Source organism: Halonotius pteroides (assembly GCF_003605635.1).
GTDB classification, from domain to species: domain Archaea; phylum Halobacteriota; class Halobacteria; order Halobacteriales; family Haloferacaceae; genus Halonotius; species Halonotius pteroides.
Map to the genome: position 1 here is coordinate 1 of NZ_QMDW01000040.1, position 10620 is coordinate 10620.

A 10620-nucleotide genomic window follows, 5' to 3' on the forward strand; every position below is an offset into this window, starting at 1 on the left:
CGAGTGCATATCTTCTCCAAGCAGACACTCAAACTAACCCGATGTGATCGACTGAGTATATATTGGCATGGTCACCCAGCGTGACGGCAACGACCTCAATCTGCTTACCTCGTCGATTCAGACGACCGGTGGCGCGTTGGTGGCAACCACACTCTACACGGTGAGCGGCCTCATTTACGCCTTTGTTACCTCACCGTCGGTCACCGGACGGTATTTCTTCGCGGTGTTGACTATCGCACTGGTGTTGCGGCCAATTAGAGGAATTACCCAGACCCTCCACAAAATCGGCACCGAACCTGGTGAATCTGTGGAAGCGTATCTTGGTGTTGCAGTGCTCTTTGGGATCGCCTATCTATCGGTGCTTGGTGTCGTTGGCTTCACAATCGGTGGCTATCTCGCCCAGATCACAGTGTTTGATCGGACGCTGCTTCGGATTTTGGGGGTGTTTGCGGCGACGACAGCACTCGTCATGACCGTTGAAAGTCTTGTTAGTGCGGTTGGCTACCCCAGTGCCGTCACGTGGATCAACAGCGTCAAGAGTAGTCTAGAGCTGGGTGTGCTCCTAGTGTTAACCCAGTCGATAGCCACAGTCACGGAGCTCATGGCGGTCATGATCGGTGTTCGACTCACCGTCTTTGGTCTGGTTGCGGTGGGCCTCCGTGTCATCCCAACACTCCCTGATCGGCATGAACTCTCCCGTGCGTGGGGGTATGCGAAATGGAGCATCCCTGATCAGATTCTCGATCGGGTCTCGTACAACATGCCAGTGTACGTCTTAGGCATCGTCTCGACACCGCTGGCCGTTGGGATCTATGAGGCTGCCGATCGATTCGGTGATTTTGGCGCGACGATCGCCTGGCAGCTGTCGAATCCGTTGCTGACAAAGGTGAGTGGCGATGACGCTGCTGGTGTTGCTGTCGGCCGGTATATCGATACCGTCGTCACCGGCGGCAGTGGGGTTTCCTTTGTTGTGTTTGGGTATCTTCTCTCGACACGTGAGCTCATCGCGGCGTTGGCATTTCCTTCTGCGCCAGTCCAGTTTTCCACGACGGTGATCATTGTCGGTGGGATCAACATTTTCCGCGGCTTTTGGACACTGTCATCACACGTCCTCGAAGGGCTCGGCCACCCGGGACTGAGCTTTCGGACAAAGTTGTACGGGCTGGTTGTCAGCGTTCCGCTAACAGCGGTGCTCGGTGTCCGTTTTGGGGCGCTGGCTGGGGCTGTGGGCTACGTGGTGATGAATCTCGTTGTCGGAGGGTATGTGATCTACTACAGTCGCCAGGTTCTTGATTCAACACTGATCGATACGACCGTCGGACTGCATTTTCTGGCGGCTCTCGTTGCTGAGTCGGCGGTGGTGTATACGACGGTCTGGGGCGTGTTACAGGTTGGCGGTGGGCCAGTTATCGCCGCCGTCGCCGGGATCGTAGCCGCTTGTATCGGGTTTGGGGTTCCGCTGTGGGTTGTGTCAGCACCAGCGCGGGCGGTTTTCCGGCGGACATACGAGCTTTCAGTAGATCGATTGCCCCATTGAGGGCACCGATCGGGAGAATCGGAGACGCGGTTGTTTGTCAGCCCTCTGCGATCATGGTGTAACATTACCCCGTGATCACTCTACTGTTTCCAACCTGTCACCGTCGCGTCTACATCAGCCCGGTCAAAAATGACTACGCTCACCTGCGGATCGAGGGTTGATGATGTGTTTGTGTGTCTGTGCTACATGTCACTCCAAGCACTGATCGCTCGCTTCGTCGAACTCACCTCAGCGATCCACCGAGCGGCGATCGCCTTCTTGAGTGTCCGAGCAGCAACCCCACCGAAAGTGGTGATCGGGATCCCAATAACATCGTGAACAACAGCGTCCTCGCCGACTGAGATGGCCGTCCCCTTGTCCTTGTGTTGCCATGACTTCAGCGGCGCGCCACGCAGTGCGCGAACCAGGTTCTCGCCGGCAACCTCTGCCGCCGTCCACGCCGCCTCCGCGGTCGGCGGGGCCTGCTCGTCGTCGCCTTGGTCGATCAGTGCGGTGTCGCCGATCGCAAACACCCGATCGTTGCTGGTCTGGAAGTCTGATTCGGCGTGGACGCGCTTCGATCGCTCATCTTTCTCAAGGTCGCTGTTGGCCACCGTCTCCCGGCCGGTGATGCCACCGGCCCACACAAGTACGTCGTAGGGCATCGACTCATCTTCGCCAAGATGCACCAACTCATCGGTGACCTCGGAGATGAAATCGCCGGTGAAGATCTCGATATCGCGATCGAGCAGGCGTTTTCGGAGCGCGCCCTGTACCTCGGGATCGTTGCCCGGGAAGATCTCATCCAGTCCTTCGATCAGCTTGATGTCGATTGGCGCGCGGGTGTCATCCCGGTAGCCCGCGATCTCGCCGGCGATCTGAATGCCCGACAACCCTGCACCGCCGACCAACACCTGTGCTGGCTCGGATTGGGTTGCCTCCTCGCCGGCCGCCCGCACCGCCTCATGAATCTCGCGGGCGTCATCAAGGCTTTTCAGCGTCAGGGCGTGCTCTTCGAGGCCATCGATTCCGAAAAAGGCGGTTGAGCTACCGACCGCCAAGAGCAGATAATCGTAGTCGACAGGGTCGCCATCCTGCAGTTCGAGTGTCCGCTCGTCGGTGTTGACGTTGGTGACGTGGTCACGAATGAAGTTCGTTGACGGTGATTTGATCTCCTCGACCGGGATCGCCACCTTCGATTCGACCTCGGGATTCCGGATCACGCGGTGGGTCTCATGGAGGACAAGATGGTAGTCGTGTTCGGAGATCCAGGTCAGTTCGGCCTCCCCTTCATCGATCTCGTCTTCAAACGATTTGACGGTTCCAGCACCGGCATAGCCGGCACCGACAACGACGACGTTGGCTGACATACCCCTCTCTCTGGGGTCCTCGAATAAAGCGGCTTTGGAACGTTGCCGCGCTGTGTTTCGGTCGAGTTACTCGATTGAGAGCCCCGGGTGCCAGCGGTCGACATCGGCGGCCGTTTTTGCGGCGTCCATCTCCGCCAACAGCGCGACCGCAAGGCTTGCTGTTTTGGCCGCTTTTCGTTCGCCAACCGTGTCGAACGCTCCGGTTTCGCGGTTGGCATAGACGGCACACACCGCTCCTGCTCGCAGATCATAGAGATTCGACAGTGTCAGCAGCGTCGCGGCCTCCATCTCGATGTTGGCGACGTTGGCATTTTTCAGTGTCTCTACGAGATCGTCGCTGCCGGGTGCCTCATAGCCCTCAAATCCGGCCCGGGCTTGCCCAGCGTAGAAGCTGTCTGTGCTGAGGGTGACGCCGACATGGTAGTCGTGGCCTAATCGCTCAGCGGCGGCAACGAGTGCGCTAACGACCTCATAGTCGGCATTTGCCGGATACGTTTTGTCGATATACTCGCTGCTGGTGCCCTCGCCCCGCATCGCTCCCGAGGTAATGACGAGGTCGCCGACGGCGATATCCGAGCGGACGGTGCCACAGGAGCCGACGCGGATGAGCGTCTTCGCGTCAACACGGGCAAGCTCTTCGACGGCGATAGCTGTCGAGGGGCCGCCGATCCCTGTTGAGGTGACCGAGATCGGCGTCTCTCGATACCGGCCGGTCGCGGTGCGGTACTCCCTGTGGCTGGCGACCTCCGTTGCTGATTCCCAGACGTCAGTGATCTTTGCCAGTCGATCAGGGTTTCCTGGCAGCAGGACGCTGTCGGCAACGTCGTCAGCGATGACCTCAAGATGGTACTGGCGGTCGGTGTTGGGATCTTCGCTGTCCCTTGTGTCTGTTGGGCCGTCGCTGTCAGTCATGATGACTCCCTCCCGTCTGGTTCACGCGTATCGTGTGGCGAATCGTTGTCGGCGGCGTCGATCAATGTTGACTCTGTGATCGTTTCGGGGAGTAAATCCCCAAGCGTGTAGGTGGCGACCTCATCATCGCCGCAATCACAGACGACCATGAGGTCATCCTCACAGAACTCCGCGAGTGTCTGTCGGCACATGCCGCAGGGCGTAACCCCATCCCGGACGCCTGAACTGACCGCCAGTCGGTCAAACTCTTGGTGGCCTGCTGCCACTGCCGCCCCGATCGCTACCTCCTCGGCGTGGAGGCTATTGGAGTAGTTGGCGTTTTCGATATTACAGCCGGTGAAAATATCGCCATCGGCTGTCCGGAGTGCGGCCCCCACGCGGTACTCGGAGTATGGCACGTAGGCCGTCGTGAGCGCCTCGCGGGCGCGTTCGATCAGCGTGTCCATACAGTGGTGGGTTGGCCGACTGGGAAATAGCTTGGCGGTACACTCGATAATAATATTTAATTAGCAGGCGGTGTGTTACACTGATATGCACCGACCGCCGTCGCTGACGCGCTACGACGGGCTGTTGGCCGCGATGCCTGTCTCGGTCGTTGGCGGTACGGCCGTGGGCTGGTGGTTGACGATCCCACTGCTCGCCGGCGTCGGGATCGGTTCAGGGGTCGCTGTCGTGATGATCCTCATTTCGATCGCTATGGCACCGACGGAACCGCAACGGAAAGCTTCTATTCAGCGCGGTTCCTACCAGCAGTGTGACGACTGAATCAGACGAGCGCAGTGCCGGCCGGCGCATTCTTTCGTTTTTGGGGCTCGGTATGATCGCCCTTGGCGGCGCCCTCGGCTTTATTGTCGGTTCTAACGGCGGTGGCGACATCAACGCTATCGAACCCTTTGGGCTGGTGACGGTGCCGATCTCGCCAGGCGCGATGACGCTCTACGGTATGGGTGTTATCGCCGCCGCGATCGGCACGCTCTATGTCTTGGTCTCGGTGGCCTCACGATACGACTGACCCCTATCACCAAGTCGGCTGATTTTTACTCGTTGGGGCCGACAGTCGGGTATGGCACAGCCGACGAACGAGACTGAGGGGCCGGAGGAACCGATGGCGGGCTCGGAGCCACCCACGGAGTCGGTTGGTGACAGCGATCGCAACCGCCGGCAGGCGGCCCTCTACGCGCTGCCGTTTCTCGCGCTTGGCGTCGGCAACGCAATCCTGATTCTCAACTTCGGCTTGGAGCCGCTGTGGGCGTTTGCCCAACTCCCGCCGATCCTGTTTACGACCGCGTTGACCTATATCGTGTTCAGCACGGATTTTCTCGACGACCGGTAGTTGTGTCGACTACCAAGCAGAAGTTGCGGCTCCCGTAGTCAAACGGTTCGTGGCGGGTGAAATCTGTTAAGCAGGGAGCGAGAGTTGATTCAGACCGATGTGCAAAACAGATGTACCGCCCAGTGGGTTCAAGCAGTGAACCGACCATAGTGAGCTGAGAGCATGCTACTCACAAACCTGCTCAGAGAGACGATAGACCTACCAGCCCGAGAGGCTTGAGAGAATGTGCCAACCCCGAACCTGTACCGGCGTCCGATACAAGCTAATTGGATTCGCTTTGGGAACTACGTTGTTGTCGGAGAGGTAAAATCGTAGATGCTGACACTGTAGCGTCCCTCACGCCATATCAACATATCTTTTTTCCTAAGATGATCGTTAGTACGTAGATGGAGTACGACTCAGGACTACGCCGGCGAATCCTCTTTGCGATCGGAGGGTTGGGATTGATAACTGCTGTCGTCTTTGTGCTGCTCCAGTTTCAGGCAACGCTAATATTTACTATCTTTCTCTACTACGCAAGCCGCCCGATTTATGATAAGCTCGAGACCCTCTCACTTCCACCGCGACTCCAAGGCCGCCAGATTCCGTATCGTCGTCAAGTGCTTGCTGTGACTACGATTGCTGCGTTCCTCCTCCCGTTTCTTTGCTTACTCACCTACACGCTTGTACTGGTAGTGCCCGAAATCCAACGACTCGCTGGCGGGAACGGGTTTGGTGCAGCATACCTCTCCGCACTCCAGTCGGCACAAGGAAGTGGACTTCCAGCACCACTTGTAGAATTAGAGGCCGGTGACATCCTGACAATGCGTCCTGAGGAGGTTGTCGGGATTCTCAACGATTCCGCAGTACAGACATGGGTCGAACAGGTGACTGCTACGCTAACCGGTTCTATCGGGTTTATTGCAAACGGAGCACTCAATGGATTCATTCTGCTGGCCGGCACATATTATCTGCTCACCGATGGTTCACGACTCACAAGCTGGTTCCTCAGCAACTTTGATGAATCGGGCGTTGTCGAGTCGTACGTCGTAGCTGTTGACGATGAACTATCTTCTATCCTTTTCGGCAACATTCTAAACGCACTTGCAACCGGTATCATCGGTATTTTCGTCTTTTCCGGCTATAATCTCGTTGCCCCCGGGGTGGTAAACGTCCCATTTGCGCCCTTGGTTGGTGCGCTCACGGGTGTCGGGAGTTTAATTCCAGTGGTTGGGATGAAAATCGTGTATCTTCCTGTCGGGGCGATTCTCGCGGTTGCAGCCGTCACCAGTGGTCAAGCAAGCGCGTTCGGCTTCGTGATCCTGTTTCTCGTCTTGGCGTTCGTCGTCGTTGATACGATCCCTGATTTCCTGATTCGCCCGTATGTAAGCGGTAATCGGACACATATCGGCCTACTAATGTTTGCATATATTCTTGGGCCGATCGCGTTCGGATTCTACGGCATCTTTCTCGCCCCGATACTCCTTGTCCTCATCACACAGTTCGTTAGAACTATTGCACCGTACGTACTCTCGGGTAAGCACCCACACAAACAAGCAACTCTCTCCGACTACTGAACCCAACTACCAGAAGTCTTTACGCTCAGTGTCTCTCTAGTAACTTGGCACACAGTTTGTAAAACTACACCCCTCTGTGCGTAGATCTGAAGGATAATAATACACAGATGGTACCGACTGATGTCGCAGTTAATTACCTCTGGTGAGTACTGAACTAAATAGATAGTGTATAGTGGCTTGGAGGAAAACATTGAATCTGAACAAGAATGGCTAATGAAACTCATTTTTTCAGTACAACACCCAGCACGCGTGAGGAAATCTTAGAAGCCACATTCTATGCACTATGCGAGCATGGATACGCTGACCTAACGATCTCTAAGATCGGGGATCATTTCAATAAGAGCCAATCTCTCATTTACCACCACTATGAAGACAAAGATGACCTGCTTTTAGACCTGCTTGAGTATATGTTAGAAGAATTCGAATCACAAGTCCCCGTTTCAACACAGTCCCCCAAAGCGTATATCTATGAAATTGTTGATCAGATATTCGGGGACGCAGAGGGATCAAATGCACAATTTTCTAAGGCAGTTTTAGAGTTACGCGCACAAACTGCGCACAATGAGAAATATCGAGAACTATTCAGGCGTAGCGATGAGTTTGTCCAGAAGCAGATCGCACTAGTCATTCGCGAGGGAAATGAGCAAGGCGTATTTGATGTCGAGAAACCAAAGCAGGCTGCAGCACTATTTCAGACAGTTATCGTAGGCGTACAGGGTCAACAAACCATAAATGAGAACAATATCATTGGGAGCTCTAAAATCGAGTTCCGGCGATATATCGATCAGTGTTTGATATCGTCAAATGAGTGACCACAGTTCATTCAACCTATCTGTTCAATTATTGTTTCTGTAGATTCTTCCCACAGCGATAAACACCTCTGGCACCACGATCGGTGGGCGGGAGGATACAGAGTAATGGATTTCCGCATCGATGCCGATTGTTGTCCACACAAAGGGCCAGTTTGAAACGGTATGTGCATATTTTCCCCACCTTTTGGCGTTAGGTAAACTGTCTCAACATACTCTCTTGGATGTAAGTTTGTACCCTGAGGCATCATAAGCCGATGTCAGTTGCGTGTGTATACGCTTTTTGATTGAACATTCAATAACCATCACCGCAGTAATCTCTGTCTGAGAAACGGGTTGGTATGTCACTGAACACGAGTCTGTTCATCTTGTACCGGTTCAAGTTGGGAGACACCGCTGTGAAGCTGTCTCTTAGGAGATACTCTAAACTATTCTCGTAGCATGGAAGATCCAGAAAGCATAAATGACTGAATATTCAATCAACTACGTGAGTTACCAACTCCGGGCGCAGCATTCCAGTTAGGATCTAAGATATGAACATCGAATATCAGAGATATATCGATATCATCGACAGGTGGATCGTAGATCGTAATAAAACGGTCATACTTGCGTTCCTTGTCATCACCCTGATACTCTCTGCCGGTCTGGGGATGACTGCAACAGATTCAGGCACATCCCAGTTCACAGAGGGCGTTCCCGCACAGGAGGCCTTTGAGGATGTAAATGACAACTTTGAACAGCAACCGTTCGCGGGCGGAACCGAGAGTACGACACTATTACAACAGGAGGAAAATGTACTCGGCAAGTCCTCTCTGCTTTCGATGCTAAAAGCGCAGTATCGACTTGACCAACGTGTATCGCAGGATATAGTTGGGACAAATAGCTTCGCCCGGATTGTTGCTCAGCAGTTGAACCCCGAAGCAACTACCTTAGAGAGGCAGGTGCGCACCATCGAACGGTCAAGCCGTTCAGATATTAGACAGGCAGTACGGCAGATCCTTGATGAGCAATCATCAACAGCTGGGCTTTTGAGTAAGGATCTTAACAGCCAAGATCCGTCGGCGTCGGCAGCGCTAGCAACAGTTACCCATCAACTGCCAGGATTGTCTGATGATAGCAGCGCTGGCACACAAGGTACCTCGCCACTGACACCGATACAACAACGAGCAAAATTCGTAGTAGGCTCTGTTGATAGTGATATTACCGTATTTGGTAGTGGACTCGTTTCAGCCGAACTGAGTAGCGTTATTTCTGACTCACTCATCTTGGTCATACCAGCAGCAACAGTGCTAATTTTCATCTTTCTTGTCATCGCCTACCGAGACCCGTTCGACTTGGTAACTGGTTTAGTTTGCATTGGTATGACAATGGTGTGGACGTTCGGGTTCATGGGGTGGGCTGGAATCGCCTTTACGCAAATGCTGATCACAGTACCGCCACTACTGCTTGCAGTTGGGATCGACTTTGGTATCCACGCAGTTAACCGGTATCGCGAAGAACGGGTGGTAGGCACAGATCCAACGGATTCAATGGAGGTTGCGACCGATCAACTACTTCCTGCATTTTTTATCGTTACTGGAACAACCGTTCTTGGGTTTGCTGCAAACCTAACCAGCGATCTTGGCCCTATTCAAGATCTTGGCCTTGTTGCTGGTGTGGGGATACTATTCACCTTCTTGATTTTTGGCATATTCCTGCCCGCCCTGAAGCTCTTGGTTGATACCAAACGAAAACAGTACAACCTCCCATCATTCAGTATCACACCACTTGGGTCAGAAGACTCCGCAACAGGCAAGGTGTTGTCAGTTGGAGTAACGATCGCACGGCGAGGTCCGCACGTATTCTTTGCTGTGATTCTGCTATCCACCGCTGTGATGGGTGCTTATGGCACCGGTATCGACACCCGATTCGCTACCGAGGACTTCCTTCCGCCTGAAGAAAGCCCGGAGTATGTAGAAGCACTCCCAGAGTCGATCGCACCGAGTGGGTACACCGTGACACAAACTATCAATCTTCTAGAGGAGACGTTCGAAAGCAGTGATAGTGATACTGTCACCATATATATAAAGGGAGAGTTACAACGAGACTCCCGTTTAGAGGAGTTATACCGGTTAAATGAGGAACCGCCGGACTCCTTTGTGAGAAACGGGAACAGAGCTGATGCAACAAGCATACTCAGTGTGATAAATCAATACGAGCGCGCTTCCCCTGAGTTTAAAAACCTCGTTGCCCGAAACGATATGAATGATAACGGTGTTCCGGATCAGAACCTTGATGCGATCTACAACAACCTATTCAATTCACCGTATGCGGATCAAGCCGAGTCGTATATGACAGCTGACTACTCAAGCACCCGGATTGTCTACTCAGTCAAATCCGAGGAAAGTCAGGAACAAATAACGACTGACACTCAAAAATTGGCTAGCGATGCAAAGATGTCGGCAACTGCAACCGGTAGTGTTGTGGTAACAAAAGCTGTCTCGGATGTTATTGCTGAATCGGCATACACCAGTTTAGCGCTTGCAATTCTTGCGTCAGCTGTGTTTCTTGTGATCGCATACTGGATCCTCGAACGGCGACCAGGGCTCGGTATTGCAAACTTGGTTCCGATTTTGCTAACAATAGCGGCTCTTGCGGCAACTATGCGATACCTTGATATCCCATTCAATGTGCTTACCGGAACGACGCTCTCTATTGGAATCGGGTTAGGAGTCGATTACTCTGCACACCTTGTCCACCGGTTCTCCGAGGAGTACCGCGGATCCGTTGAGTTGTATGAGGCACTTGCAGTAAGTGTGAGAGGAACCGGTGGTGCGTTAGCCGGGAGTATGCTGACAACGACATCGGGAACAGGTGTCCTAATACTTGCGGTTATCCCGATTCTCGGTCAGTTTGGGCTTCTCATTGCACTTAGCGTCTTGTACTCGTTTGTAGCCTCAGTCGTAGCACTTCCAACTACGATCGTGATCTGGAAACGTGGTGGCGATATCCTGCAGAAACACCGTATACAATCGTCGCTCATCAAGTGACATCCTCCGCGCCGTAAACGGCGCGGCTTCCCACACATGAGGAATACCAGTTAGTCGTCGTCACCAGAACCTTCGGTTCTGGTTGGCTCACGAGA

The 10620-nt window shown here is 53.7% G+C and carries 10 protein-coding genes; 7 read left to right on the plus strand and 3 right to left on the minus strand.

Going from position 1 to position 10620, the window contains the following annotated elements:
* Positions 1-67 precede the first annotated feature (67 nt).
* Complete coding sequence (locus DP106_RS14535) at positions 68-1537, plus strand: lipopolysaccharide biosynthesis protein (RefSeq protein WP_120086478.1); 1470 nt, start codon at positions 68-70, stop codon at positions 1535-1537.
* A 182-nt stretch (positions 1538-1719) separates the two neighbouring features.
* Here the strand turns inward: DP106_RS14535 and DP106_RS14540 are convergent, their stop codons facing one another.
* The 3 genes from DP106_RS14540 to cdd all read right to left on the minus strand — a co-directional run bounded on the left by DP106_RS14540 (position 1720) and on the right by cdd (position 4244).
* Positions 1720-2886: an NAD(P)/FAD-dependent oxidoreductase gene (locus tag DP106_RS14540; RefSeq protein WP_120086479.1), complete on the minus strand. Its 1167-nt coding sequence runs from the start codon at positions 2884-2886 to the stop codon at positions 1720-1722.
* A gap of 66 nt (positions 2887-2952) precedes the next feature.
* On the minus strand, positions 2953-3798 hold the full coding sequence (locus DP106_RS14545; RefSeq protein WP_120086481.1) for a nucleoside phosphorylase: 846 nt from the start codon (positions 3796-3798) through the stop codon (positions 2953-2955).
* Entirely contained in the window at positions 3795-4244 is a 450-nt protein-coding gene (gene cdd / locus DP106_RS14550; RefSeq protein ID WP_120086483.1) for a cytidine deaminase, read from the minus strand. The genes DP106_RS14545 and cdd overlap by 4 nt, the downstream gene beginning before the upstream one ends.
* Positions 4245-4329: 85 nt before the next feature.
* Here cdd and DP106_RS14555 point away from each other — a divergent pair, with 85 nt between their 5' ends.
* From DP106_RS14555 to DP106_RS14580, 6 genes are all read left to right on the plus strand, one after another.
* Complete coding sequence (locus DP106_RS14555; RefSeq protein WP_120086485.1) at positions 4330-4563, plus strand: hypothetical protein; 234 nt, start codon at positions 4330-4332, stop codon at positions 4561-4563.
* Positions 4553-4810, plus strand: coding sequence for a DUF7520 family protein (locus tag DP106_RS14560; RefSeq protein WP_120086487.1), 258 nt, complete (start codon positions 4553-4555; stop codon positions 4808-4810). Before DP106_RS14555 ends, DP106_RS14560 begins: the two co-directional genes overlap by 11 nt.
* Before the next feature lie 51 nt (positions 4811-4861).
* Positions 4862-5131, plus strand: a complete 270-nt coding sequence (locus tag DP106_RS14565) for a hypothetical protein (RefSeq protein ID WP_205738958.1) — start codon at positions 4862-4864, stop codon at positions 5129-5131.
* Between the two features lie 386 nt (positions 5132-5517).
* Positions 5518-6687 carry an AI-2E family transporter gene (locus tag DP106_RS14570; RefSeq protein ID WP_120086489.1) on the plus strand — a complete coding sequence of 390 codons (1170 nt, stop codon included), beginning with the start codon at positions 5518-5520 and terminating at the stop codon, positions 6685-6687.
* 206 nt (positions 6688-6893) lie between these two features.
* Entirely contained in the window at positions 6894-7499 is a 606-nt protein-coding gene (locus tag DP106_RS14575; protein ID WP_120086491.1) for a TetR/AcrR family transcriptional regulator, read from the plus strand.
* 530 nt (positions 7500-8029) lie between these two features.
* Entirely contained in the window at positions 8030-10525 is a 2496-nt protein-coding gene (locus DP106_RS14580; protein ID WP_120086493.1) for an efflux RND transporter permease subunit, read from the plus strand.
* Positions 10526-10620 lie beyond the last annotated feature (95 nt).